This is a genomic window from Halosimplex amylolyticum, assembly GCF_051414035.1.
In the GTDB taxonomy this organism is placed as follows: Archaea; Halobacteriota; Halobacteria; order Halobacteriales; family Haloarculaceae; genus Halosimplex; species Halosimplex amylolyticum.
In genome coordinates, this window is record NZ_JBLKNW010000001.1 from 753871 (window position 1) to 778077 (window position 24207).

The 24207-nt window shown below is 69.7% G+C and carries 25 protein-coding genes; 13 read left to right on the forward strand and 12 right to left on the reverse strand.

The features are described 5' to 3' along the window. Positions 1-123: 123 nt before the first annotated feature. Positions 124-1509 (reverse strand): hypothetical protein, encoded by a 1386-nt coding sequence (locus ACMGFE_RS03470; RefSeq protein WP_436923696.1) that lies wholly within the window; start codon positions 1507-1509, stop codon positions 124-126. 253 nt (positions 1510-1762) lie between these two features. On the opposite strand from ACMGFE_RS03470, the gene ACMGFE_RS03475 reads away from it, so the two are divergent. Both ACMGFE_RS03475 and ACMGFE_RS03480 read left to right on the forward strand, forming a co-directional pair. Next, the gene (locus ACMGFE_RS03475; protein WP_436923697.1) at positions 1763-4186 is read left to right on the forward strand and encodes a penicillin acylase family protein; all 2424 of its coding nucleotides are present in this window, start codon (positions 1763-1765) and stop codon (positions 4184-4186) included. Next, the gene (locus ACMGFE_RS03480; protein ID WP_436923698.1) at positions 4179-4547 is read left to right on the forward strand and encodes a hypothetical protein; all 369 of its coding nucleotides are present in this window, start codon (positions 4179-4181) and stop codon (positions 4545-4547) included. The genes ACMGFE_RS03475 and ACMGFE_RS03480 overlap by 8 nt, the downstream gene beginning before the upstream one ends. A 42-nt stretch (positions 4548-4589) precedes the next feature. On the opposite strand, the gene ACMGFE_RS03485 is transcribed toward ACMGFE_RS03480, so the two are convergent. From ACMGFE_RS03485 to ACMGFE_RS03505, 5 genes are all read right to left on the reverse strand, one after another. Then, complete coding sequence (locus ACMGFE_RS03485) at positions 4590-4763, reverse strand: hypothetical protein (protein WP_436923699.1); 174 nt, start codon at positions 4761-4763, stop codon at positions 4590-4592. A gap of 252 nt (positions 4764-5015) precedes the next feature. Then, a complete protein-coding gene (locus ACMGFE_RS03490) occupies positions 5016-5303 on the reverse strand; it encodes a winged helix-turn-helix domain-containing protein (protein WP_436923700.1) in 288 nt (95 codons plus the stop codon). 3 nt (positions 5304-5306) lie between these two features. Then, positions 5307-5945: a hypothetical protein gene (locus ACMGFE_RS03495; RefSeq protein ID WP_436923701.1), complete on the reverse strand. Its 639-nt coding sequence runs from the start codon at positions 5943-5945 to the stop codon at positions 5307-5309. A 208-nt stretch (positions 5946-6153) separates the two neighbouring features. Next, on the reverse strand, positions 6154-7002 hold the full coding sequence (locus tag ACMGFE_RS03500) for an ABC transporter permease (protein WP_436923702.1): 849 nt from the start codon (positions 7000-7002) through the stop codon (positions 6154-6156). Beyond that, a complete protein-coding gene (locus ACMGFE_RS03505; protein WP_436923703.1) occupies positions 6999-8003 on the reverse strand; it encodes an ABC transporter ATP-binding protein in 1005 nt (334 codons plus the stop codon). The genes ACMGFE_RS03500 and ACMGFE_RS03505 overlap by 4 nt, the downstream gene beginning before the upstream one ends. Before the next feature lie 386 nt (positions 8004-8389). On the opposite strand from ACMGFE_RS03505, the gene ACMGFE_RS03510 reads away from it, so the two are divergent. From ACMGFE_RS03510 to ACMGFE_RS03535, 6 genes are all read left to right on the forward strand, one after another. Beyond that, the gene (locus tag ACMGFE_RS03510; protein WP_436923704.1) at positions 8390-8521 is read left to right on the forward strand and encodes a hypothetical protein; all 132 of its coding nucleotides are present in this window, start codon (positions 8390-8392) and stop codon (positions 8519-8521) included. 82 nt (positions 8522-8603) lie between these two features. Further along, positions 8604-9797, forward strand: a complete 1194-nt coding sequence (locus tag ACMGFE_RS03515) for a vWA domain-containing protein (RefSeq protein WP_436923705.1) — start codon at positions 8604-8606, stop codon at positions 9795-9797. Continuing rightward, positions 9794-11041: a serine/threonine protein kinase gene (locus ACMGFE_RS03520; RefSeq protein ID WP_436923706.1), complete on the forward strand. Its 1248-nt coding sequence runs from the start codon at positions 9794-9796 to the stop codon at positions 11039-11041. Before ACMGFE_RS03515 ends, ACMGFE_RS03520 begins: the two co-directional genes overlap by 4 nt. Next, positions 11038-12159: a PP2C family protein-serine/threonine phosphatase gene (locus ACMGFE_RS03525; RefSeq protein WP_436923707.1), complete on the forward strand. Its 1122-nt coding sequence runs from the start codon at positions 11038-11040 to the stop codon at positions 12157-12159. Before ACMGFE_RS03520 ends, ACMGFE_RS03525 begins: the two co-directional genes overlap by 4 nt. Before the next feature lie 108 nt (positions 12160-12267). Beyond that, a complete protein-coding gene (locus tag ACMGFE_RS03530) occupies positions 12268-13566 on the forward strand; it encodes a double zinc ribbon and FHA domain-containing protein (RefSeq protein ID WP_436923708.1) in 1299 nt (432 codons plus the stop codon). Between the two features lie 28 nt (positions 13567-13594). Next, positions 13595-14803 (forward strand): hypothetical protein, encoded by a 1209-nt coding sequence (locus tag ACMGFE_RS03535; RefSeq protein WP_436923709.1) that lies wholly within the window; start codon positions 13595-13597, stop codon positions 14801-14803. 45 nt (positions 14804-14848) lie between these two features. Here ACMGFE_RS03535 and ACMGFE_RS03540 read toward each other — a convergent pair whose 3' ends face one another. Both ACMGFE_RS03540 and ACMGFE_RS03545 read right to left on the reverse strand, forming a co-directional pair. Continuing rightward, entirely contained in the window at positions 14849-15718 is an 870-nt protein-coding gene (locus ACMGFE_RS03540) for an SDR family oxidoreductase (protein ID WP_436923710.1), read from the reverse strand. An 87-nt stretch (positions 15719-15805) separates the two neighbouring features. Beyond that, the gene (locus ACMGFE_RS03545) at positions 15806-17857 is read right to left on the reverse strand and encodes an AMP-binding protein (RefSeq protein WP_436923711.1); all 2052 of its coding nucleotides are present in this window, start codon (positions 17855-17857) and stop codon (positions 15806-15808) included. Between the two features lie 150 nt (positions 17858-18007). Between ACMGFE_RS03545 and ACMGFE_RS03550 the strand changes: the two genes are divergently transcribed. Both ACMGFE_RS03550 and ACMGFE_RS03555 read left to right on the forward strand, forming a co-directional pair. Then, complete coding sequence (locus tag ACMGFE_RS03550; protein ID WP_436923712.1) at positions 18008-18589, forward strand: GNAT family N-acetyltransferase; 582 nt, start codon at positions 18008-18010, stop codon at positions 18587-18589. A gap of 114 nt (positions 18590-18703) precedes the next feature. Then, the gene (locus ACMGFE_RS03555; RefSeq protein ID WP_436923713.1) at positions 18704-18991 is read left to right on the forward strand and encodes a DUF8006 family protein; all 288 of its coding nucleotides are present in this window, start codon (positions 18704-18706) and stop codon (positions 18989-18991) included. Between the two features lie 81 nt (positions 18992-19072). On the opposite strand, the gene ACMGFE_RS03560 is transcribed toward ACMGFE_RS03555, so the two are convergent. Continuing rightward, on the reverse strand, positions 19073-19927 hold the full coding sequence (locus ACMGFE_RS03560) for an NAD(+)/NADH kinase (RefSeq protein ID WP_436923714.1): 855 nt from the start codon (positions 19925-19927) through the stop codon (positions 19073-19075). A 170-nt stretch (positions 19928-20097) separates the two neighbouring features. Here ACMGFE_RS03560 and ACMGFE_RS03565 point away from each other — a divergent pair, with 170 nt between their 5' ends. Further along, positions 20098-21249: a KaiC domain-containing protein gene (locus tag ACMGFE_RS03565; RefSeq protein ID WP_436923715.1), complete on the forward strand. Its 1152-nt coding sequence runs from the start codon at positions 20098-20100 to the stop codon at positions 21247-21249. Between the two features lie 230 nt (positions 21250-21479). On the opposite strand, the gene ACMGFE_RS03570 is transcribed toward ACMGFE_RS03565, so the two are convergent. Together ACMGFE_RS03570 and ACMGFE_RS03575 are read right to left on the reverse strand one after the other, a co-directional pair. Further along, complete coding sequence (locus ACMGFE_RS03570; RefSeq protein WP_436923716.1) at positions 21480-21881, reverse strand: hypothetical protein; 402 nt, start codon at positions 21879-21881, stop codon at positions 21480-21482. Between the two features lie 272 nt (positions 21882-22153). Continuing rightward, the gene (locus ACMGFE_RS03575) at positions 22154-22492 is read right to left on the reverse strand and encodes a ferredoxin (RefSeq protein ID WP_436923717.1); all 339 of its coding nucleotides are present in this window, start codon (positions 22490-22492) and stop codon (positions 22154-22156) included. Positions 22493-22665: 173 nt separating this feature from the next. Between ACMGFE_RS03575 and ACMGFE_RS03580 the strand changes: the two genes are divergently transcribed. After that, positions 22666-23118 (forward strand): universal stress protein, encoded by a 453-nt coding sequence (locus ACMGFE_RS03580; RefSeq protein WP_436923718.1) that lies wholly within the window; start codon positions 22666-22668, stop codon positions 23116-23118. 36 nt (positions 23119-23154) lie between these two features. Here the strand turns inward: ACMGFE_RS03580 and ACMGFE_RS03585 are convergent, their stop codons facing one another. Beyond that, positions 23155-23583: a universal stress protein gene (locus tag ACMGFE_RS03585; protein ID WP_436923719.1), complete on the reverse strand. Its 429-nt coding sequence runs from the start codon at positions 23581-23583 to the stop codon at positions 23155-23157. A 122-nt stretch (positions 23584-23705) separates the two neighbouring features. Between ACMGFE_RS03585 and ACMGFE_RS03590 the strand changes: the two genes are divergently transcribed. Continuing rightward, complete coding sequence (locus ACMGFE_RS03590; protein ID WP_436923720.1) at positions 23706-24176, forward strand: hypothetical protein; 471 nt, start codon at positions 23706-23708, stop codon at positions 24174-24176. The last annotated feature ends 31 nt before the right edge of the window (positions 24177-24207 follow it).

A 24207-nucleotide genomic window follows, 5' to 3' on the forward strand; every position in this document is an offset into this window, starting at 1 on the left:
CCGTCCGTTGCTCGCCGGCCCTTCCTCCTCGCTCGTCCCTCGCCGATACCCGCCGACGGACCGGTCACGACGCCGCTTCCTCTCTCAGATCCATGGCTACGCGATCGGCGTCCGACGGCGGGCTTAGTTCCCCACGACGGTCACGTTCGCGTTCCCGCCGCGGGCGGTCGCGTTCGCCACGAATCCAGCGGAGCCGCTGAACACGACGGCGGTCTCAGGCGCGACCCTGACGACGTCGACGGCTCCCTCGTCGACCGACCAGCGGCCGTCCGTGCGCTCGCCGCGCTCACCCATCGCGGCGCAGAACGCGCCGAGGAACTCGGTGGCGTTCGCCGCGTCGTCCCAGCGGAGCGCCCACGCGTAACCGACCTCGTCGTCGGCCTCGACGCGGACGACGCGGTCGTTCCCCCACCCCGCTGCCCCGCGGGCGGCCCGCGACTCCGGAAGCTCGGCGGTCAGCACCGTCCGGACGAACAGCTCGCCGCGGCTGTCGCGGTCGGCGACCGACCACTCGTCCGCGGCGACCGAGACCGAGAGCGGTCGCACGGGTTCGGACCCGGGCTCGCGCGCGTGGATCAGTTCCTCGGTGGTCCGCGGCGGGTTCTCGTAGAGGCGCCAGTGGTCGGCTGGCGAGTCGACTCGTGCGGCTGCGTACCGGCGGCCGAAGTGATACGGGCCCCAGACGAACTTGCCGGCCGGTCCTGCGTCGCGGTACTCGTCGGTCGCGTTCAGGATCGTCGCTGTGCTGTGGTTCGTGTACGTCCGCGCGTACTCGAACGCGACGTACGAGGCGCTCCCTTCGACGATAGCGAAGGCCGCGTCACCGTGGACGCCCTCGCGGCCCGACCCCATCGCCCTGAAGGCCGTCGAGTCGTCCGCGCGCTGGAACTGGAGGGAGTGGACGTACTCGTGGACCAGCGTGTATCGGAGGTCCAGCGTCGGCATGTCGCCGGGGTTAGAGAGCGTGATACCCGTCCTGGTCTCCGTGGAGAAGTTCGTCGTCTCGCGCCCGTCGACGAGCGTCCGCGCGAACGGGCCCGGTATCGTCGGGCGCCACGGCTCGGCGGTCTGCCGGCGGTAGATCTGCGCGGGCGGCTCGGCCTCGATGTCGAGGAACGCGAGCGTGCGTGCGTACGTTCGATTCACGTCGAACGGGAACGACCCGTTCCCGCGGACCGGGATCGCGTAGTCGGAGGCGTTCACCTCGCTCGGGGGAAACGGGGTGGCGCTCGAGGCGGTCGGCGTCGGGTCCGGGCTCGAATCGGCAGTCGCGGCCTCCGTTTCGCACGGCGCTCTCGCGGTCGAACCGGCCGGGTCGCCGGTCTTTGCGTTGGGAGGGCCCCCGGTCGTCGCGGGACCCGCGACGCTCCCGGGGCCTCCGGGCGTCGAGTCGGCGGGGGCCCCGCCTGGGGTCCCCGGGGCGGACTCCGACCCGACGGGACAGCCGGCGAGGACGATCAGGGCGGCGAGAGCGACGGGCGCCCACGCTCGGGATCGCTGCCCGCTCATACTCTCACGACACCGGGTGACGCGTCGGACGGTCGACGTGTGACGACGCCGCGATGGAGGGACATACGGGGTCGTTCGCCTGTCGGTCCCGTAAAATTTCTGTCGCCACCGGGTCCGCTCGCCGCCACAGGCCCGAAGGGACGCGAACCGGGTGAGCAACCTGCCGACGGGCGAGGATGAGGGCGAGGGCGGAGACGCGGGCGGACGACGACCCGGACCACGCTTAAGTCCGTCCGGTCCCCAGTCGAGCGACATGCCCTCCCGACGCGCGGTGATCGGCGCGCTCCTCGGTGGGAGCGTCGGCGCCGCGACGCTGACCGAAGCCCGGAGTTACCTCGACCGGTTCGCGCCGCTCTCGGGCGGGGTGTGGGGCGCGGCGACCGCGGGGACCAGCGAGCGCGTGGCGACGCCGTACGGCCGCGCGACCGTTCGATACGACGACGCCGGGATCCCTACGGTCCAGGGGGTCAACGAGGGGGCGCTCTACTTCGCCGTCGGGTACGTCCACGCGGCCGACCGCCTGTTCGAGATGGACCTGATCCGCCGGCGGATGCGCGGGACGCTCTCGGCGGCGGTGGGCGAACGCACCGTCGAGTCCGACCGGTTCCACGTCCAGATGGACTTCGAGCGCGCCGCCGAGGCGAGCTGGCGGACGGTTCGGGACACGCCCACCGGCGACGCGATGCGGGCCTACGCGGCCGGCGTCGAGGCCCAGCGGACGAGCGACCCGCTCCCGCTGGAGTTTCGCCTGCTCGACTACGAGCCCGGGCCGTGGACGCCCGTCGACTCGATGCTCGTGGAGAAACAGATCAGCTGGGGGCTGACGGGGAGTTTCCGGACGCTTCGGCGGGCGGCCGCCGTCGACGCGCTCGGCGAGTCGGCCGCGTCGACGCTCTATCCCGACCGGATGGACCACGAGGTGCCGATCCTCCGGGGCGAGGGGTCGAGCGGAGACGGCGACGCGGCGTCCGTTGCCGCGACGAACGTCGGCGTCCCCCGCGACGACACCCTCTCGTCGCTGGGGTCGTGGCTCGACGCGTTCGAGTCCGGGCCCGGCGTGGGCTCGAACAGCTGGCTCGTCGACGGCGAACACACCGCGAGCGGGGCGCCGCTGCTCGCGAACGACCCGCACCTGACGCTGATGGCGCCGCCGGTCTGGTACCAGATGCACCAGCGCCGCCCCGGGATGCGAGTGGCCGGGGTCACGTTTCCCGGCGTCCCGTTCGTCGTCATCGGCGAGAACGACGCGGGCGCCTGGGGGTTCACTAACACCGGCGCGGACGTGCTGGACGTCTACACGTACGAGACCCGCGACGGCGAGTATCGATACGGCGACGAGTGGCGGTCGTTCGACGCCGAGGAACGAACGATCGACGTCGCCGGCGGCGACGACCGCACGGTGACCACTCGCAAGACGGTCCACGGCCCGGTGATCGAGCGCGACGGCCGGCGCGTCGGCGTCGCGTGGACCGGGCTGCAGGGCTCCCGGACCGCGATCGCCGTCCACGAACTCGACCGGAGCGGCGGCCGCGAGGAGGCGCTGGCCGCGCTCCGCAAGTTCGACACGCCGACGCAGAACGCCGTTTACGCCGATCGCGACGGCAATACGGCGTTCTGGGTGACCGGCCTCATCCCGGTCCGCCGGACCGACGGCGAGGCCGTCCGGGGCGACCGCGTCTTCGACGGCTCGACCGGCGAGGGGGAGTGGCCCGGCTACGAACCCTACGGCCAGCCCGACCGCGACGATGGCTGGCTCCCCTTCGCGGAGAAACCCGGCGTCCGGGACCCGGAGTACGTCGCGACGGCGAACCAGCGCGTCGTCGACGACCCGGGACACTATCTGAGCGACGCGTACGCCGCGCCGTTTCGCGCCCGCCGCATCTACGACCTGCTCGACGAGCGAGCGGCCGCCGACGAGCCGTTCGACTTGGCTGACATGCGTCGCGTCCAGCGAGACGTGCTCGACGAACGCGCCCGGCTGTTCGTCCCCGCGATTCTGGACGCCCGCGACGCGATGGGCGAGCGCACCCGGAACGCGGCCGACCGACTCGCCGAGTGGGACTACCGCATGGACCGCGACTCGCGGGCCGCGCTCGTCTTCGAACTGTTCGTCGAGCGCTACCGCGGCGCCGTCTTCGACCCGGTGTTCGACGCGGCGGGGCTCGACGACGCCTACTACCCGAACGACTGGGTCCTCCTGACGCTCGACCCGGACGGGCGCTGGTTCGCCGACCCGCCGGCAGACGGCGTCGACCCGCGGACCCGCCCAGCCCTCGTCGCCTCGGCGATGGCGGCCACCGCGACCCACATCGACGAGTCGGGCTACGAGACCTACGGCGACTACAACCGGACCGCCATCGACCACCCGTTCGACCTCGAATTCCTGAACTACCCGCGACTCCCGACGGACGGCTCGCCCGCGACCGTCCGCAACTTCCGCAGGGAGTCCGGCGTCGGCAGTAGTTTCCGCCTGCTGGCGCGGTTCGACGGCGATCCCTCCCTCGGAATGCTGCCCGGCGGTAACGACGGCGAGTACTTCTCGGACCACTACAGCGACCAGTTGCGCGCCTGGGCCGACGCCGAGTACCGGCCGCTCCGCCCGGCCACTGACGGGGATCCGGCCATCCGGTTCGACCCGGCCGATCCGACGGACAGCGGCGGTGGGGCGGATGAGTGAGTCGCCGCGAGAGCGCCTGTTCGCCGCCCAGACGACGCCCGGCCAGCGGCGCGCGTTGACCGTCGCCGCGGTCGTCGCTGGACTCGCGCTGGCGTCGGTTCACTGGGCCGGCCTGCTGGTCGGCGGTGCGCTCGTGGGACTTTGCCGACCGACGCTCCGGCGTGCGATCGTTGCCGGCCTCGGATTCGGAGTCGTCGTCATCGCAGTCGCCGCCGCCCAGCTATCGCTCGCCGGAACGCTCGACGAATCGCTCGCGATGGGGTCGATCCTCTTGGTCGGCGTCGTCGTCCCGCTCGTCGCCGGCCCGCTCGGCGCCTCGGTTCGCGGGCTCCTGCCCGACGCGTCGCTCGACGGGGAGTAGCGTTCGGAGAGTCGTCGCGACTCGGGTCGGTCTATCCCGGCGTTAGTCTGTCTCTTCGTCGCTCTTCTCGGCGACCAGCGCCGGGAGGTCGGCAGCCATCTGCCTGGCCTGCCGGAGGTGGAAGACGGCCGTCTCGTCGGTAGCACTGTCGAGCGCCGCGTCGAGGTGCTCAGTGAGCGTCTGCTGCGTATCCTCGAGCGGCTCCTTGTATTCCATTATTTTTCTTTGATTTATGGACGGATATACCTGACGACCGGTGTAAGCGGCGGTTACCCGTCGAGATCGTCGATCAGCGCTTCCAGGGTTCCGATGTGTTCCTGGCGACCATCTTTTTCGCCTCGGGGTCGCTCACGGCTCGCGGCTTCGCCGCTCGCCACCGAGGCGCTCCCATTCGGTCGCGCCTCGCAGTTCGCGACCCGCTCGGCCAAAAAGCTGGGACAAAAAGCCGCTCGCGTTCGCTCGCGGGCCTCACCCGTCGAGATCGTCGATCAGCGCTTCCAGGGTTCCGATGTGCTCCTCGAACTTCTCGCGGCCGAGGTCGGTGAGTTCGTAGGTTGTCTGGGGCTTGCGGTCGACGAACTGCTTCTCGACGACGACGCAGTCGGCGTCTTCCATCTTCCCGATGTGGCTCGCGAGGTTGCCCTCGGTCACGTCGAGGGCTTCCTTGAGGTCCGGGAAACTCGTCTCGCCGTGCTGGTAGAGGTAGGCGAAGATTTGCAATCGGGTCGGCTGGTGGACGAGCTTGTCGAAGTCCATGAGTCAGGCCCGCGTCAGATACACGTAGGCAGCTATCGCGTACAGGGCGAAGAGGATGCCGAAGAGCCCGACGCCGACCCAGCGGAGGATCTGGACGTACGGGAGCCACGATGCGTAGACCAGGACCCACGCGCCCCCGGCGTAGAAGACCAGTCTGTCCCGCCGGCGGACCCGGTAGCTCGAGAGCACGGCCCCGGTCACCAGCAGACCCAGGCCGACCGTCGCGATGACGAGCCCGAAGTACAGCAGCGCGCGGTCCAGCCCGGGCACCTGCCTGGCGACCTCGCCCGCGACGCCGGCGACCCCGAACAGGAACACCGCCAGCGATCCGTAGATGACCCGCCAGCTCGGTGCCCCGGCGGGCGCCTCGCGCTGGGGAAGGCGAGCCGACACGAGCCACAGCGTCGCGACCGCTACGACGCAGAACCCGCCCCAGATGGCGGAGTAGGCGGCCGGACCCAGCGTCTCGTAGAGGAAGAACGTCACCTGAACGAGCACCGCGGCCAGGCCGATCAGCAGCCCGGCGACCAGCCACAGTCGCGCCCGGCCGGGGTACTGCTCGGCCAGCCCCATGGCGCCCTTGATCTCCGAGAGCTGGCGCTGGAGTTCCTCCGGGTCGACGTCTCCGGCGGTGTCACTCATCGCGACCGCCCCGCGGCTCGGCCGCCGCTGCCCCGGACGCTGCGGCGCCGCCGGCCGGCGACGGTGTGATACTCGGTCGAGGCGCGCGGGCGTGGGTGTACTCGTTCGGTCATGCGTGGTTCGGCGCGTTGGCGCCGTGTTGTCGGAGGACCGGTAAGTCGATTCCGGAAGCGCCGGCGGGGACCACCGCCGGGCGAGGCGGTATCGGTCAGCCGAGCTCCGCCCCGCGGAACCGCAGATAGCCGACGAGCGGCGCGCCGACCGCCCAGACGACCATCACCGCGACGTTGAACCAGGGCTCGTACGCCAGGTAGTCGGGCGTGTCCTCGAACTGCGCGAACACCTCGTACCCGCCGGGCGCACCGGCCCACACCAGTTCCGGCAGGGTGTTGAAGTACGCGCCGGCGGGGGAGAGCGAGCCGACCAGTGCCCGCGTCGACTCCGCGATCGTCACGCCCGGGAGCGACGCGACGGCGTCCAGCGCCGTCCCGAGATTCAGGGCGGGCAACGGGCCCACCCAGAACGCCGAGAGGACGAAGTACGCGAGGAGGACGCCGATCATCGCCCGGGAGCGCGAGGCGACCGCGGCCGACACCGCGACGAAGATCCCCGCCATCGAGAGGGCGAACAGGACCGAGACGGCACCGAGCGACAGGAAGCGGGCGGGGTCGGGCGCGTGCTCGTAGGTCGCGAGCGCGACGGCGAACGCGACCGCGACGCCGCCCGCCATCGTCGCGGCGGCGACGGCCGTGCGGGTGGCGTACTTGCCCGCGAAGTACTCGGCGCGCGAGTTCGGGAGCCCGAGGTGGTAGGTGATCGACCCGCTGGTGCGGTCACCCGCGATCGCGAGATACGACAGCGGCGCGAGCAGGAGCGGGAACGCCCACGCGACGAGCGCCGCGAAGCCCCAGGTCGTCCTGACCGGGTGCGGATGCACCTCGCTCGACCCGAGGAACGCCAGCCCGACGATCAGCGCGAACGTCGCGACCACGCCGACGACGACGTACGATCGGCGGATGCTCACGAAGTCCGCCCGCGCGACGGTCACCGCGCTCACGCCGGCTCACCCCCGCTGGCCGCGGCGCGCTCGTCTGCCCCGCCGCCAGCGCGTCCGTCGGCGCCGGTGCTGGCCCCGTCGGCGTCACCGGCGCCGCTTCCACCGCCCGCCGTGTACGCCTCGAACAGGTCCTCCAGCGAGGCCTCCTCGATAGTCACGTCGGCGACCGTCGATACCCGGTCGATCTCGCGGAGCGCGGGCATCTTCGCCCGCGGCGTCGCACAGGCCACTCGGACGATGGAGTCGGCGACTGTCACGTCCGTGACGCCGTCGACCGCCGCGACGGGGTCGGGGTCCACGGGGTCGTCGACGGTCGCCTCGACGACGGCGCCCATCCCGAGTTCGGCGCGGAGGTTCTCGACGGAGTTGACGGCGGTGAGCCGCCCGTCCTGGAGGATGGCGACCCGGTCGGAGACGCGTTCGACCTCGTCCAGGATGTGCGAGGAGAAGAACACGGTTGCCCCGCGCTCGGCCTCCTCGCGGACGATGTCGCGGACGAGCTGGACGCCGTTGGGGTCCAGCCCCGCGGAGGGTTCGTCGAGGACGAGCAGGTCGGGGTCGCCCACGAGGGCGATCGCCAGCCCCATGCGCCGGTGCATCCCCGTCGAGTAGTCGTCGGCGGAGCGCCGGGCGTCGTCGGGGTCCAGCCCGACGCGGTCGAGGATCGCGTCGGGGTCGTCGTCTGCGCCCTTCGTCCGGATCGCGATCTCGACGTGCTCGCGGGCGCTGAGATTCGGGACGCCGTCGAACGCCTCCGGCAGGAGCCCGATCCGCTCGCGGACCGCGCGGCCCTCCTCGGTCACGTCCGACCCGAGCACGCGTGCGGACCCGGCGGTCGGCTCCAGGAACCCCAGCAAGACGTTGATCGTCGTGGACTTCCCGGCACCGTTCGGCCCGAGGAACCCGAACACCTCGCCCTGCTCGACCGATAGCGTGAGATCCTCGACCGCGGTCACGTCGCCGAATCGCTTCGTCACGCCCTCGGCTTCGATGGCGCTCACGGGTCGGCCACCCCCGGCTGAGCGGAGTGTCGACTGGCGAACCCTCGTCGGGTGGTTCGACCGTTCGGTCGACTGTGCAGCGAGAGCGGGGACTGAACTGGACGGGACATCGCCACGGTTCGAAAACTAGTTTCTCCCCCAATAAAGTTTGCGCCGCACAGCCACTTTGTGACGCAAAGTAGAATTTACGACGCAAAGCCGGGTTTGCGACGGAGAGCCCGGTCGACCCCCGCGGGGGTCGACCGACACATTCGATTCCGCGAGTGTGCGGATAGCGACGCCGTCCGCCAGTTGTCGTCGGGCTGTCCTCCGGCAACTGTCCGTGCTCCCTGCGGCCGTCGAACCGACGCGAGACTTTTTGAGTCCCGGTGCCCGTAGTGTGAGGTATGACAACCTGGACCGAGGATCCGTTCGTGCGGAGGAGCGTGATCATCACGTTCCTGTGGCTGCTCGCGATGCTGGTGGGCGGTATCATGCTGCTTCGCTTCGGCGACGTGATCCAGAGCCTGTTCGCGTAGGGGAGCGGGGGCTCCGATCCGTCGGCCCGACCCCGACGCGTCGGATAAAAGTACATACGGGACCGGAGCAACTGGGGGAACGATGGTAGCAATCGAGACCGACGTCAACCGGCCGTACGTGCCCGCCGACGGGACGACGCTGACGGCGACGGTCGACGTCGAACCGGGTGCACAGGCGAGTTCGGGGGTGAACGAGCGCCACATCGTCCTCTGTCTGGACACCAGCGGGTCGATGGACGGCGCGAAACTCGACCAGGCCCGCGAGGGCGCCTCGTGGGTCTTCGGGTTGCTCGAACCCGACGACTACGTGGGCATCGTCGCGTTCGACTCCGACGCGTCGGTCGTCATGCGACCGACCCAGTGGCGCGAGACCTCCCGCGAGGCCGCGATGAGCAAGGTCGACGACCTCGGCGCCGGCGGCGGCACCGACATGTACGACGGCCTCGACACCGCCAGGACCGCACTCGACTCGCTGGGCTATCGCCCCGAGACCGACGACGCCGTCCGCCGCATCCTCCTGCTCTCGGACGGCAAGGACAACTCCCACGAACCGGCGGACTTCCGCGACCTCGCGAGGGACATCGACGGGTCCGGCATCCGTATCCTCTCGGCCGGTATCGGCACCGACTACGACGAGGAGACCATTCGCACGCTCGGGACGACGGCGCGCGGCGAGTGGACCCACCTCGAATCGCCCGGGGACATCGAGTCCTTCTTCGGCGCCGCCGTCGAGCAGGCCCAGTCGGTCGTCGCGACCGACGCCAGCCTCGAACTCGACGCCGCACCCGGCGTCGAGGTGAGCGAGGTGTACCGCGCGCTCCCGCAGGCCCAGGAGGTCGACGTGGACTGGCGCGGCAACGCCGCACAGGTCCCCCTCCCGGACCTCGCCGAGCGCGAGCGCCAGCGGGTCGTCCTGAAGGTCAACGCACCGGCCCGCGACGAGATGGGGGAGCAGAACCTCGTCGACGTGACGCTCACGGCGTCCGGTCGTGAAGCGAGCGACCGCATCGCCGCCGAGTACACCGACGACAACGCGAAACTCGCCGAGCACAACGAGTCGGTGTCGCTCGACCACCGCCAGACGGTCGTCCGGACGGAACTCGGGAAGGGTAACGTCGCGGAGGCCGAGACGCAGGTCGAGAAGATGACGCGGATCCACGGTGAGGACACCGCCGTCGTCGAGGAGGCGAAACGCCAGACCCGCCTCGTCAGCGAGGGCGGCCGGGAGGAGCGCAACGACGCGACCAGGATCGTCGACGACTCCCGGATAGAATGACGACCGCGCCGTCGCAGGGGGACCTGGTCGTCGGCCGCTACGAACTCGGCGAGGTGATCGGCGAGGGCGGGTTCGCGAAGGTGTTCCGCGCGACCGACACCCGGACCGGCGAGTCCGTTGCGGTCAAGTACCCAAACTACGAGGGCAGCCAGAACGACCGCGACATCGTCACGGCGTACTTCGACAAGGAGGCCGAGACGCTCGAAGCCATCCGCGCGGTCGGCGGCCACCCGAACGTCATGTCGCTGCTCGACGTCTCCGACGACGACGGGACCTCGGTCCTCGTGGTCGAACTCGTTGACGGGTACGAACTCGACGACGCGATCCGGCGGACCGGCCCGCTCGACGACGTCGACGAGGTCCGCCAGATCGGGATCGACCTCTGCGACGCGATGAGCTTCCTCCACGAGAACGAGATCGTCTACCGCGATCTGAAGCCCGATAACGTGATGATCACCCACCGCGGGGGGACGGTGACGCCGGTGCTCATCGACTTCAACACGGCGACGGGCTTCACCGCGGGCGCCGAGGCCGGCGACGGCACGGTCGACCAGACGACCATCGTCGGCCCGTACAAACCCAGGGAAGTCGCCGAGGCCGACCAGACCGACATGCGGCAGGGGCCGTGGTCGGACGTGTACTCGGTCGGCAAGATCCTGCTGTACCTGCTCAAGGGGACGGTCCCGCGCAAGGACGGCGTCGACCCGCGGGATTTCGGCGCCGAGTGCGAGCCCTACCTCGCCGAGATCGTCGAGATGGCGACCCAGACGGACTACGAGGACCGCTATCGCAACGCGACCGCGATGAAGCGGGTGCTCGAAGCCAGAGATCCGACGCCGCCGCCCGCCGCGACGGTGCGATACACCCAGGAAGACGAGTCCTACACCGTCTACCCGGGCGACACGATCGGGCGGCGCTACGCGGAGGGGCCGCGTTCGTCCATCGTGATCGAGGACGACGGCGAGTACATCTCGACGGTCCAGGTCCAGTTCGACACGGACGCGGACGGCGAGTGGTTCATCCGCGACCGGAGTCTCAACGGGACCTACGTCCAGACCGGCAACGGCTGGCAACGCGTCCTCAGCGAGGCGGGCCGCGAACGTCTGGAGGAGAGCGGCGAGGACGCGACCGACCGCGACGGAAACGTGCCGCCCGAGCTCTACGGACTCCGCGACGGCGACCTCATCGCGCTCGTCCACCCGAGCTACGGCGTCACGTTCGAATTCGAGAGTGATCAGGCATGAACTACGCGACACACTACGACGTCGGCGACCACAAGCGCGACGGCGGCATCAACGAGGACAGCGTCGCCGTCTCCGTGTTCGAACAGGGCCACCGCGAGGGATTCCTGGGCTACGAACGCGACCGCGCGAGCGCCGACGAGCGAGACGAGGGGGACGAATCGGGGGACGAGACCGACCGGACGGCGGCAGCCGAGAACGCGACGAACCGCAGCGCGGCGGTGTTCGCGCTCGCGGACGGCGCGGGGGGCCACGACGCCGGCGACGTGGCGTCGTACGTCGCGACGACGGCCGTCTGCGAACATCTCGCGGGCACCGCCGTCGGCGCCGCCCGGAGCGATCCGGGCGGGTTCGACGTCGCGGTCGACGAGCCGTTGCCGGCGACGCCGCGAGCGGGCGACCTCGAATCGGCGGTCGCGGAGGCGATCGTCGCGGCCCACCGGGAGGTACTCGCCTACGCCGCCGAGAGCGGCCAGCAGGCCCACGCGACGGTGGTCGCGGGCGTCGTCGCCGGCGGCTCCGTGCACTACGGCTGGGTCGGCGACAGCCGGGCCTATCTCGTCAACGCCGCGCGCGACGAGATCCTCCCGCTCACGACCGACCACGCGGTCGTCCAGCGCCTGCGGGAGGCCGACCAGATCGACGACGTGGAGGCGCTTGTCCACCCGCGCAGCAACGAGATCACCCGCGCGGTCGGCGGGAGCGGGCGCAAGGACCCCGAGACGGCGACGGTCGACGTCGAGACGGCGACGGTCCCGCTGTACCGCGAGGACGTGTTACTCGTCACGAGTGACGGCCTCCTCGACGCCCAGACCGAGGCCGCGAAGCTCTACGAGTGGTACGTGGAGGCCGACCGCGACGAGGAGATGGCCGCGGTGGTTCGCGACCGCGCCGTGACCGACGAGGAGATCCGCGACGCCGTCCTCTCGGCGCGGTCGCTCGACGCCGCGGCCGAGGGACTGGTCGACCTGGCGAACGACCGCGGGGGCAAGGACAACCTCTCGACGATCCTGCTCCGTGACGGGACGCTCCCGGAGACGCCGGACGACCCGCCGCCGCGCGCCGCCGGGGCCGAACCCGCGCTGGAAGACCGCGAGACGGTCGTCGGCGAGAGCGACTGACCGTCGGCCGGGCCGCACCCACACCGTTCCGATCGCTGTCAGGAACCCGGCGACGGGGACCGGCTGAGGGCAACTGTTTTCATGACCGGCCTGCATATGCCGACAGCTATGTCGCACAGCACGAGCGAGTCGGTCGAGTGCCCCCTCTGCGGGGAGGCGTTCGACCCGACCGCCGCGGGGGGCTGGTGTACGAACTCGGACTGCGGCGAGTGGCAGTACGAAGCCACCGACGCCGGCGGGGAGACTTCGACCGACGACGACGGCGCGCCCGAGGAGTCGGCGCCCGACGGCGCCGCCGACACACCCCCCGACGCTTCGGAGGACGTCGACGACGCAGCCTCGGACCTGGATGCCATCCCGGACGCGGAGTCCGGCGACGCGGACGAGTCGCGGGAGGCTGACGGCACGGCCGCGGCGTCCGCGGACGGTCTGACCGGAGGGGAGCCGGCGACCGACGACGGGCACGCGGTTCCGTCCGTCGAGGCGTCCGGAGACGACGCTGCCGAGCCCGACGAACCGTCCGACGCCGGAGAGCCGTCCGAAACGACCGAATCCGACGGCCCCTCTGCTGTCGTCGAATCCGACGGAGCGGACGGCGCCTCCGAAGCGGCCGAAGCGGCCGAAGCCGACGAACCGTCAGAAGCCGACGAACCGTCCGAAGCTGCCGACTCGCCAGCGGCAGCCGACGACACGGACGGAGACGTGCGGTCGGAGTCCGATGCCCCCTCTGACTCGGACGCGGGGGAGCTGTCGTGTCCGGGCTGCGGCGAGTCGGTCGCCGCCGAGGACAACTTCTGTGCGAACTGCGGGGAAGACGTCTCCGCGCTCGAACCGGGCCCGCTGACGGCCTGTCCCGCCTGTGACGCGGACGTGGACACGGAGGACAATTTCTGTGCGACCTGCGGCGAGGACCTCGACGCCCATCGCTCGGGCGATGCCGGAGCGACGGCGTCGACCGACGATTCGGGAACCGAAGCGAACGGCCCCGGGGCCGACGCGGACGCGGAGACCGACGCGACGGCGAGTGAGCCCACCGACGCGACCGACGGCGAGAGTACCGTGGCCGCCGAGTCCAGCGACGCCGACGGTTCCGTGGCCGAGGGGCCGGAATCACTGGTCCTGGTTGTGCGTAACCGCGAAGTTCAAGTGTGGGACGGGGATACGGTCGGTCGAACGATCCGTAGCATCGTGATGAACACCGGCGGTGACGAGGACGACGCGCTCAGCATCCACCGGGAGCACGTCCGGTTCGTCCGCGAGGACGGCCGGTTCCACGTGGTCGCGCTCGGGCAGAACCCGACCGTGGTGAACGGCCGGTCGCTGGACGAGGGCGAGCGCGCCCCCGTCTCGCCCGGCGACCGGATCGAACTCTCCGGCGTCGCGACGATGCGCGTCCAGACGCCCTGAGCCGTCGACCGCGGTCGGACGAGCCAGCATGGACACGAGAGACACCAGACGCGAACTCGGCAGGTCGATCCGCCTCCTCGGTGACGAGGAGCGGTGGCTCTTCGCCGGGCTCCTCGTCGGCGGCGCCGGCTACCTGATCTGGCTGGCCGGCACCGGCGTCGCCGTCTCGCAGGCCGCGGATCTTGCCTTCGGTTCCTACTCGGTCGACCCGTGGTCGACGGAGGCCGCCGCGCTCGCGGCGACCTACGCCGTGCTCTGGGTGCTCCTCCCGTCGCTCGCGGCCGTCAAGTACGTCGTCGGGAACGTCACGAACCTGCGGGGGAACGTCGAGCAGTGTTACCGGTTCGACCGGCCGCTGGTCGCGCTCGTCCCACCGCTCGCGCTGCTGGCCGCCGCCCTCGCCGTCGGTGCCGTCCGCGGCGTGGCGACGTGGTACGTCCTCGCCGCGCTCGCCGTCGCGAACACGCTCTTGCTCGTGCGGACCGTCGCCTACGGCTACCGCGTCTACTCGTTTTCGGTCCCGCGGCTGCTCCAGGGGCTACTGTTCGTCTCCGCGGCCGTCGCCGCGACGGCGACGGTGACGCTCGCGTCGTCCCTCGCCGGCCAGACGGCATTGGTCGAGGCCGTCGCGGCTCGCTACGGCGTCGCCGAGATCGCATTCGGGACGGTGAGCCGCGCCGGCGTCTCCGCGCCGGCGCTACCCCTGGCGGCCGTGGCGACCCCGGCCGTGCTCGCCCTCGCGTACGTCTGGGTCCAGTTGTTCGCGAGCCTGGTCGTCCGCATTCGCCGACCGGACGTGCCGCGGTCGGCCATCCGGGCGGGCCAGCGCTACCCGCAGGTGGTCCAGCCGGGCACTTCCGACCGCCTCGCGATGGGCACCGCCTCCGACGGCGGCGGCGGTGATACCGAAGTCGAGCCGACCGAATCGGGCCCGTCCGGGACCGGGGGCGGAGCGGCCGACGCTCCCGCCGCGAGCACCGGATCGGCCGGCGGCGCCTCGGCCAACGGTGACAGTGCCGACGCAACCGGTGACGAGCAGGCCGAGAACGTGGGCCAGACGCGCGTGTTCACGCCGCCGGACGACGCCGAGGGCGTGGCCACCGCCGGGGACGCGACCCGAACAGTCGACGAGGACGCGACGAAAAACGAGTTCTGCCCCATCTGCGGGGAGACCTACGCGGCCGACGCCGGGCACACCAACTGCCCGAACTGCAACGCCGTCCTGGACCGGAACTGAGCGCGGCGGCGCCCGTCCACCGCCGTCGACGCGCCCGAAGACCTGTCACTCGTAGGTGAGCGTCATCCCGCCGTCGAACAGCAGGTCGCCGCCGTTGAGGTGGTCGCCGTGCGACGAGAAGCCGAAGACGAAGAGGTTGGCCACGTCGACGGGATCCATCATCTCTTTCACGCGGGACTGGCCGAGCATCACGTCCTCGACGACCTCGTCGACCGAGATGCCTCGCTGCTCGGCGGTGTCGGGGATCTGGTCGGTGACGAGCGGCGTCTTGACGTACCCGGTCGAGACCGAGAACGCCCGCAGACCGTCACCGCCCTCGGCCGCGATGGACTGCGTGAGTCCGCGGATGCCGAACTTCGAGACGTTGTAACCGACCTTGTCCGCGGTGACGTAGTGGCCGTGGACGGAGGCCATATTGCCGACAGCGCCGACGCCGTCGGCCGTGTCGCGGATCCGCCCGACGACGAGTTTCGAGAGGAACACCGGCGCGCGGAGCATCACGTCGTGCATCAGGTCGTACTGGTCCATCGGGAAGTCCTCGATGGCGTCGATGTGCTGGAGCCCGGCGACGTTCGCCAGGTACCGGACGGTCCCGAAGTCCGCGGCCCGGTCGACGATCCGTCGGACGTCTTCGTCGGCGGTGAGGTCCGCGACGACCGTCTCTACGGTCCCGTCCGTGTCGAGCCGGTCGGCCTCGGCGACGGTCTCCGCGAGGCCGTCTTCGTCGACGTCCGTCGCCGCGACGGTGAGGCCGTTCGCGGCCAGCGCGAGCGCCGTCGCCTGGCCGATCCCGGACCCCGCACCGGTCACGACCGCGACGGTTTCGGCCACGAAGTGCTCGTCGTCGACGAATAGCAGGTCGTCGTCGGTGATCGGCTCGACCGCGAGCCGGTCGTGTGTGTCACTGTCTTCCATACTATCGACGACGGCGCCGACCCCGGAAAAGAGGGGGGTTGATATGTTCACCCCAGCGGTCCCGAGCGGTCAGAACTCGGGGCACGTTCACCGCGCCGCTTCGACCTCTTCGAGCGCGTCGGGGTTCTCGATGCTGGACATGTCTCCCAGGTCCTCGCCGGTGTAGGTCCCGCGGATGGCGCGGCGGATGATCTTCCCGCTCTGGGTCTTGGGGAACTCGTCGACGAACAGCACCTCGCGCGGCCGGAACGGCTTGCCCAGTTCCTCGCCGACCAGCTGGCGGACCTCCTCGCGCAGCGCGTCGCCTTCCTCGACGTCGTCTTCGGCGACGACGTAGAGCACGACGGCGGTCCCAGTGGTGTCGTCGGGGACGCCCACCGCGGCGGCCTGGTTGACGCCGTCGTGTTCGATGGCGGCGCCCTCGACTTCGGCGGGCCCCACTTTCCGGCCGGCGACGTTCAGGGCGTCGTCGGACCGACCGTGGAGGAACCAAAAGCCGTCCTCGTCCTTCTGGGCCCAGTCGCCGTGGTCCCAGAGGTTCTCCCACGTCGACCAGTACTCGCGGAGGTAGCGCTCGTCGCCCTGCCAGAGCGACTTCGTCATCGACGGGCAGGAGTCGCGAGCCACGAGATAGCCGCGCTCGTGCGTGTCGGCGACACTCTCGCCCTCGCTGTCGACGATGTCGACGTCCATCCCGAGTCCCGGGCCGCCGAGCGTGCAGGGCTTGAGGTCCTGGATCGGCATCGGCATCAGGAAACAGCCGCAGATCTCCGTCCCGCCGGAGATGTTGATGATCGGGGCCTCGCCCCCGCCGACCTGCTCGTAGAACCACACCCACGACTCGGGGTCCCAGGGCTCGCCGGTCGAGCCGAGGAGCCGGAGCGACGACAGGTCGTGGTCTTCGACCCACTCGTCCCCGTGCTTGCGGAGCGCGCGAATCGCGGTCGGCGAGATACCAAACTGGGTGATGCCGTGGCGATCGATCATCTCCCAGTAGCGGTCGGGTTCGGGGTGGTCGGGCGCGCCCTCGTACATGAAGACGGTGTTGCCGAAGTGGTGGTTGCCGACGAGCGTCCACGGCCCCATCATCCAGCCGATGTCCGACACCCAGAAGAAGCGATCGGCGGGCTGCAGGTCGAAGCCGAAGTACAGCTCCTTGGCACACTGGACGTTCACGCCGGCGTGCGTGTGGACGATCCCCTTCGGCTCGCCGGTCGTGCCCGAGGAGTACAGCAGCATCGACTCCTGGTTCGCGTCGAGTTCGCGCGTCTCGAACTCGTCGTCCTGCGTCGCGACGGCCTCGTCCCACCAGCGGTCGCGGCCCTCGGTCCACGGGACGTCGTGGTCCCCCGGGTCGGGGTCCTCACCGTCGGCGCGCGTCCCCAGCCGGTCGTAGACGACGACTTCCTCGACGTGTCCCGCCTCGTCGATCGCGTCGTCTGCAGTCCCCTTCAGCCGGACCTCGCTCCCGCGGCGGTAGAAGCCGTCGCCGGTGAACAGCACCGAGCACTCGGCGTCGTCGATGCGCGTGGCGGTCGCGTCGACGCCGAAGCCCGAGAAGATCGGGACGGCGATGGCACCGACCTTGAAACAGCCGTAGAGTATGGAGACGACCTCGGGGACCATCGGCATGTACAGTCCGACGGTGTCGCCGACGCCGACGCCGCGCGAATCGAGGTAGTTCGCCACCTGGTTGGACTGCCGGTGGAGCTCGTGGAACGTGACCTCGCGGATCTCGGTCGCTTCGCCGTCGGGACCCACGGGTTCGCCTTCCCAGATGCAGGCGACCTTGTTCCGGCGTTCGGCGTCACGGTCGGCGTGGCGGTCGAGGACGTTGTGCGCGATGTTGGTCGTCCCCTCCGGGTACCACTCGGAGAACTGGGGTCCCTCGCTGTCGTCCCGGACGCGGTCGTACGGTTCGAAGAAGTCCACGTCGAGGTAGTCCGTCGCCGCGTCCCAGAACCAGTCGACCCCCGAGGCGGACTCGCCCGGGTCGGCCCGCGTCGTCCTGTCGATCAGTTGCTCGTAGTCGTCGATGTCGTACGCCTGCATGAACTCCCAGACGTTCGTCGACTCGACGAACTCGCGATCCGGTCGGTGGACCACCCTGTCGATCTCCGCGAGCGATTCCGAGGGCATACCGGAACTTCGCTCAGCTATCACAAATTACTTGCCCGGACGATCGTGTCAAACCGGTCGGCGGGATGGACGCTGTCGGCGCCGATCGGTCGTGTCGGGAGCGGGTACTCGCCCGCAAGTACTTTTCGCGTGGCCGTCTGAGGGTAGCACATGTACGTTCGGGACGCGAAAAACCGCGACGAGGCCTGGCTGCTCGACCACATCGAGGCGATGGGACTCGACGAGACAGCGTTCCGTTCACGCGACTACGTCATCGCGATCGACGAGGAGTCCAACGAGAAGGCCGGGTTCGGGCGCTACCGGGTGCACAAGACCGACGACGACGAGGTCTGCGAGCTGACGAGCATCGGCGTCCTCGACGGCTGGCGTGGGCAGGGCGTCGGGGCGCACGTCGTCGAACGGCTCGTCGATACGGCGGGCGGCGAGGGGTTCGACACCGTCTACACGCTGACCGACCAGCCGGACTACCTCGCGCAGTTCGGATTCGAGCGCATCGAGCTGGCCCAGCTCCCCCAGCGGTTGCGCGAGCGCCTCGACGAGAAGCGCGAGGGCGTCGCGCCCGAGGCGGTTCCCATGCGGGTCGACCCCGAGCGGTTCCAGATGCCGTCGCGACTCCGGGAGGCGTTCAAGGGCGCCGCCGCCGACGAGCCGGACACCGAACCCGAAGAGGGTCCCGAGGACTTCGGGATCGACCCCGACGAGGCGACCTACAAGTACGACACCGGCCGGTGAACCGCGCCGTCCCCGCGGCGCACACGTTCGGGACGACGGGGTAGGTCGGCTCGGCCGCGAACGCGGCGGGAACGGAAGTTTAATGATTGCATCACGGCCAGTTTCGAGACAAGAATGCTCCCGATCCCACTGCAGGTGATCGACGGGTTCCTGCTCAAGGTGAATCTGGGCGACGCGCTCATCGTCGGGTTCGTCCTGGGACTGTTCGCGGTCGCCACCCAGCGGTCCCGGAAACTGTTGACGCTGCACCTCATCACGTTCGGTGCGCTCTTCCTCCTCGCTCCCGGGAGCCTCTACGAGCCCCAGGAACTGAGTCTCCTGACCAGCATCCTCCAGTACAAGATGATCGGCCTCATCTTGCTGGTGATCTCGCCCGTCCTGTACACGACCGCCCAGAAGTAATCCGCCCCGTCCTCGCGCCGCTCGGGTTTTCCCGTCGCCTCCGACACTCTCACGCCTGCCGAGCCCCGCGTCCGCGGTCGGTCACTCGATCTTGCCGAGTGCAGCGAAGAAATCGAGGGGCGGACCGGCGATCCGGACCGGCAGATCGGCGCGTTCGAGCGTGACCTGCGCCGGGACCGACAGCTCCTGTCTCGCGCGCCCGTCGCTGACGACGAACCCACCGTCCGCGTCGGTGAGGCGGACGGTCACGGTGCTGTCGACGTCGACGGCCAGCGGTGGCATCGACTCCTCGCCGCACATCTCCGTGAGGACGAGGCTGGACACGCTCGGATGCACCAGCGGCCCGCCCTCGCTCAGGTTGTACGCCGTGCTCCCAGTCGGCGTCGCGACGAGGACGCCGTCGGCCCGTCCGCTGGTGTACAGCGACCCGTCGACGCGCACTTCCAGCGCCGCGCCGCCGCCGTGGCCTCGCCGCGGGCCCTGCACGACCACCTCGTTCAGCGCGGGCGGCAGCGACCACCCCTCGCCGCTGGCTTCGACGCGCGGCATGTCACGCGTCTCGACGGCGCCCCGTTCCTGGTACTCCTCGACTTCCGCGGTGACGGCGCCGATCGCGTTCTCGGGAGGGACGGCGTTGAGAAAGCCGACTTCGCCGAGGTTGATGCCCATGATCGGCGTCGACCCCGCCGCCCGAGCGGCGAAGAGGAAGGTGCCGTCGCCGCCGATGCTCACGACGAGGTCGTACTCGCGCATCCGGTCGACGGGCACGCCAAAGTCGGCCGGTTCGGGATACTCGCTCGGCCAGGCGGCGGTGACGGCCGCCGATTCCTCGTCGACGGCGACGTCGACGCCCATGCCGTCGAGGCGCTCGTACAGGTCAGCGACGATGGCCGCGGCGCGGCGGTTGCCCCGCTGCCCGACGATTCCGACTCGCATCTGTCCGGACTTCGCCCTCCACCGCAATAAACGACCCCTTCGGCGCGCGACGGACCGACGGACCCGCGCCCCGCCCACCCGAATCAGGCGCGATAGCTGGCGGGCAACATTAATGCGTGGGGAGACTCACCTTCGGCCATGGCTACCCCGGACACCGGGGCCGTGAAACGATGAGCGACGACGCCGACGACGACTGGTTCGAGCGCGCGTTCGCCGACGAGGAGTCCGACGACTCCGAAGCGACCGCGCCGGCGGACGAGCGGTCCGTCGACGAGACGGACGGGAACAGCTTCGATGCCGGCGAGGAGCGCGGCTTCGATGCCGGCGACGGCGCCGAACTCGACGCAGCGGGCGACAGTTCGTTCGACGACGGCGCGGCCGGTTTCGGCGGCGGTGGCGGCGACGGCGGCGCGAGCGCCTTCGGCGACGTCGGGACGGACGAGGAGAACCCGTTCGGAGACGCGGGAAGCGGCGGCGACGGCGAGCTCGACGACGGCGCGGCCGACTTCGGGGGCGGTGGCGGCGGCGACGGCGGCGGCCTGTTCGACGACGACTTCGCCGACGCGATGGGCGGGATGGGCGGCGGCGACGCGGAGTTCGAGGACGAGGACTTCGAGTCGAACATCCCCCGCCTCGACGTCGGCATCGACGGCCTGGACAACATGATCCAGGGCGGCGTCCCGCTCCGGCACCTCATCGTCATCGTCGGCGGCGCCGGCACTGGGAAGACGACTTTCGGCCTCCAGTTCCTCCACCACGGCCTGGAGCGCGAGGACACCGACCGCGGCGTCTTCATCACGCTCGAACAGACCTACGACGACATCATGGCGACCGCCGCCGAGCGCGGCTGGGAGTTCGAACGCCACGAGGAGGAGGGCAACCTCGCCGTCATCGACCTCGACCCCGTCGAGATGGCCAACAGCCTCGACAACATCCGCGGCGAACTCCCCGAACTCATCGAGGACTTCGGCGCCGACCGGTTCGTCCTCGACTCCGTCTCCCTGCTGGAGATGATGTACGACGACGTGTCCAAGCGCCGCACCGAGGTCTTCGACTTCACCCAGAGCCTGAAGCGGGCCGGCGTCACGACCGTCCTCACCAGCGAGGCCAACGAGGACAACCCCTACGCCTCCCGCCACGGCATCATCGAGTACCTCACCGACGCCGTCTTCCTCCTCCGGTACGTCCGCTCGGAGACCCAGGAGACCCGCCTCGCCGTCGAGATACAGAAGATACGCAACGCCAACCACTCCCGCGAGACCAAGCCCTACGAGATCACGATGGACGGCATCTCGGTCTACGAGCAGGCGAATATTTTCTAACCATCTTTTTCGCCGGGGGGTGTCCTCGCTCACTGCGTTCGCTGCGGGCACCCCCGGGCCAAAAACATGGGTGAAAAAGCCGAACTCGCGCGGTGCGCGAGTTCGGTGTCTGCGGGAGTGAGCACCGCGAACGACCGCAGGCTCGTCAGAGCGGAGATCTGACGGCGAATCGCACTCGCTCCGCTCGCGCGAATGCTCAGTACAGGGCGTGCACGTAACGATCGAGAGGCTTACTCAGATGGTTCGAATCGGATAAGCGCAATACAGGCGACCCAACCGTCGGCGGCGTCTGGATCAGGGACACCGATTTCGGCGGCGTATCGTCCTGGATTCAGTTCGGGGTCGTCCTGAATGGTCTCTAGCGTCTCCAGAAACGACCACGTATAGGTTCCGTTTGCTGCAACGGTCACGACACCATCACCGGACTGTTGCCGATCCAGCTCCGACCAATCTCTGTCAGATAGGTGCCAAATACGCCAGCTGTGTGGATTGAACCTGAGGTCGGTGCTGGACTGATTGTAGAGCGTGAGCGTGATTTCATTGACCGGCGTGCCATCGTCGAGGGGCTGGACCGTGGGGTCCGGGGTAAGATACACAGAGGCGGTGTCAGACGTGACTGTGTGCGAACACACCGTGCGGTTGCGGTCGGTCGGGTACGGAGGACACGGTTGCTCATCAGCGGTGGGTTGCGGTGTTCTCGACGCAGTTCCGCCCGCGTCAGCGCTTTCCAGGCACCCGCCTGCAACGACAGCGGTTCCGGACCCGACGAGACCAAGAAAGCGACGGCGATTCATAGACACACATAGCCGGCACAGCCACAAGTTTCCCCGGATAGCTCAAAGGAGCCTCTGATTGATACGCACAGCCCCCAATTGAACAAAAACTATGCGGATAACGACCCGAATTACCAGTCGACAGACAGAGAGCCGTCGCCGTTCGGGTCGGGAGCGATCTCCTCGTCGGTGCGGCGGTCGACGACGTGGATGACGCCGCGGTCTTTCTTCGCGGGGCAGACCTCCGCCGCGCGGACGTTTTCGTCCAGGTCGTCCTCGTCGATGAAGTACGCCTGCGGCTGGGCGATGCCGGTCGAGATGTCCAGCTTCCAGTTGTTCGAAACCTCGGCACACTTCCCGGCGCCGAAGCACTTGTTCGCCTCGAAGATGATCTTGTAGGGCTTGTCCTCTACGGGGGGCGCGTCGCGCTCGCCGATCGTACTCGGATCGACGGGTCCGTCCTCGGCCATACCGGACGATGAGCGCCGACGGACCTTTCGTCTATCGCTTCGCGCGAAACTCCGGCGGGCGTCCGCGAGGCCGCACCAACGGGCGTCCACGGGGTCGCACCAACGGGCGTCCACGGGGTCGCGCATGCGGACCGTCCACCGAATATAAGACTCGGGCGCCCCCACCTCGACCCATGACGTATCTGGTGCCCTTCGACGGCTCTGTTCTCGCGGAAGCCGCCCTGGAACGAGCCACCGAGTTCGCGGCGCTGACCGACGAGGAGGTCGTCGCGCTCGCCGTCGTGCCCCTCGAAGAACGCGATTTCGCCGTCGAACGCGGCTGGATCGACGAGGGAGAGCGCTACGACCCCGACGAGGTCGCTGCGGCGCTGGAGGTACAGGTGAAGCGGGTCGCCCCCGACGCGACCTTCCGCTGTGAGCGGCCGGAGGACGTGAGCTCTGTCGCCTCGATAACGACCGACGTGGTCCGGACGGTCCGGTCCGTGGCGCAGGACGTGGACGCCGCCATCGTCTTCATCGGGAGCGAGAACGCGGGGCGCGTCTCGACGCCCGTTTCGAGCGTCGGCGCACCGGTCTCGGAGGACCCGCGCTACGACGTCCACATCGTCAGGCACGTCGACGACTGACAGGACTTGACGGACCGGGCGAAACGAACTGCCCGCTCACCGAACGACGGTGACGGGGACGGGCGAACGGCGGACGACGGCCTCGGCGACGCTCCCGAGGAGGATGCGCGTGACGCCCGAGCGGCCGTGACTGCCCATGACGATCTGGTCGACGTCGTTGTCTTCCGCGTACTCGACGATGACGCGGATCGGCTTGCCGACGTCGATCGCGCGGTCGATCGTCAGCTCCGTGTCCGCCGCGAGGGCGGCGATCTCGTCGAACAGTTCCTCGGCGGCGGCTTTCTCTCCCTCGTACCACTCCTCGGAGAAACTCGGGAGCGAGGCCTGCGCGCTGTAGCCCGCCTCGGCGGGGTTGACGACGTGCAAGAGGACCACCTCCGCGTCGTCGAACTCCTCGGCGACGAACTCGAACGCCCTGTGTGCCTGCTCCGACCCGTCGACCGGGACGAGAACTCGCTTGCCCATAGTTACCACATGAATTGCTCGGTGCTTCAATCTTCGGCGCACGACGGGGGAGCCACGGGACGACTCCGGTGGGACGACGACAACGGGCAAGGCTTAGGACGGCGCCCCGACAACCCGGTTCCATGACACCCGTCACTGCGGTGGCGTCCGCCGTCACGTCCGTCCCGGCCGGGGCGGTCACCACGGCCGCCCCGCTGCCGATGCAGTCGACGGGGATGCTGGTCGCTGCGGCGGCGATCCCCGCGCTCACGTGGGTCACGCTGGTCGCCTGGGTGTATCAAGACGCGCTCGCGCGGGAGAGCGACCACCCCGTAGGGTCCGCGGTGTCCGTCGCGGTCTTCCCGCCGCTACTGGTCGGCTACGTCTACTATCGCGGCGACCGCGCTCGGCCGCAGTCGGACCGCGAACGACTGACGCTCACCGTGTTGCTCGCGCTCCTGAGCGCCATGATGGCCGGGACGGTCTTCGCGCCGCCGGACGTGTTCGCCCAGCCGCGGAACACCTTCGGGGCACTGCTGGTCACGCTGCCGCTGTTTTACCTGCTCGTCTACCGTGAGGGGAAGTCGAACGAGGCGGAAGAATCGGCGTCCTGACGGCAGTGGCCAGTCGTCCCGGATCCGGGGG

Coding starts and splice junctions, on each gene's coding strand:
- ACMGFE_RS03515 (WP_436923705.1), top strand. CDS start 8,604: ATGGTAGCAATCGAGACCGACGTCAACCGGCCGTACGTGCCCGCCGAC.
- ACMGFE_RS03470 (WP_436923696.1), bottom strand. CDS start 1,509: ATGAGCGGGCAGCGATCCCGAGCGTGGGCGCCCGTCGCTCTCGCCGCC.
- ACMGFE_RS03590 (WP_436923720.1), top strand. CDS start 23,706: ATGACACCCGTCACTGCGGTGGCGTCCGCCGTCACGTCCGTCCCGGCC.
- ACMGFE_RS03525 (WP_436923707.1), top strand. CDS start 11,038: ATGAACTACGCGACACACTACGACGTCGGCGACCACAAGCGCGACGGC.
- ACMGFE_RS03585 (WP_436923719.1), bottom strand. CDS start 23,583: ATGGGCAAGCGAGTTCTCGTCCCGGTCGACGGGTCGGAGCAGGCACAC.
- ACMGFE_RS03530 (WP_436923708.1), top strand. CDS start 12,268: ATGTCGCACAGCACGAGCGAGTCGGTCGAGTGCCCCCTCTGCGGGGAG.
- ACMGFE_RS03575 (WP_436923717.1), bottom strand. CDS start 22,492: ATGGCCGAGGACGGACCCGTCGATCCGAGTACGATCGGCGAGCGCGAC.
- ACMGFE_RS03540 (WP_436923710.1), bottom strand. CDS start 15,718: ATGGAAGACAGTGACACACACGACCGGCTCGCGGTCGAGCCGATCACC.
- ACMGFE_RS03510 (WP_436923704.1), top strand. CDS start 8,390: ATGACAACCTGGACCGAGGATCCGTTCGTGCGGAGGAGCGTGATCATC.
- ACMGFE_RS03535 (WP_436923709.1), top strand. CDS start 13,595: ATGGACACGAGAGACACCAGACGCGAACTCGGCAGGTCGATCCGCCTC.
- ACMGFE_RS03580 (WP_436923718.1), top strand. CDS start 22,666: ATGACGTATCTGGTGCCCTTCGACGGCTCTGTTCTCGCGGAAGCCGCC.
- ACMGFE_RS03560 (WP_436923714.1), bottom strand. CDS start 19,927: ATGCGAGTCGGAATCGTCGGGCAGCGGGGCAACCGCCGCGCCGCGGCC.
- ACMGFE_RS03485 (WP_436923699.1), bottom strand. CDS start 4,763: ATGGAATACAAGGAGCCGCTCGAGGATACGCAGCAGACGCTCACTGAG.
- ACMGFE_RS03490 (WP_436923700.1), bottom strand. CDS start 5,303: ATGGACTTCGACAAGCTCGTCCACCAGCCGACCCGATTGCAAATCTTC.
- ACMGFE_RS03555 (WP_436923713.1), top strand. CDS start 18,704: ATGCTCCCGATCCCACTGCAGGTGATCGACGGGTTCCTGCTCAAGGTG.
- ACMGFE_RS03520 (WP_436923706.1), top strand. CDS start 9,794: ATGACGACCGCGCCGTCGCAGGGGGACCTGGTCGTCGGCCGCTACGAA.
- ACMGFE_RS03475 (WP_436923697.1), top strand. CDS start 1,763: ATGCCCTCCCGACGCGCGGTGATCGGCGCGCTCCTCGGTGGGAGCGTC.
- ACMGFE_RS03495 (WP_436923701.1), bottom strand. CDS start 5,945: ATGAGTGACACCGCCGGAGACGTCGACCCGGAGGAACTCCAGCGCCAG.
- ACMGFE_RS03545 (WP_436923711.1), bottom strand. CDS start 17,857: ATGCCCTCGGAATCGCTCGCGGAGATCGACAGGGTGGTCCACCGACCG.
- ACMGFE_RS03565 (WP_436923715.1), top strand. CDS start 20,098: ATGAGCGACGACGCCGACGACGACTGGTTCGAGCGCGCGTTCGCCGAC.
- ACMGFE_RS03550 (WP_436923712.1), top strand. CDS start 18,008: ATGTACGTTCGGGACGCGAAAAACCGCGACGAGGCCTGGCTGCTCGAC.
- ACMGFE_RS03480 (WP_436923698.1), top strand. CDS start 4,179: ATGAGTGAGTCGCCGCGAGAGCGCCTGTTCGCCGCCCAGACGACGCCC.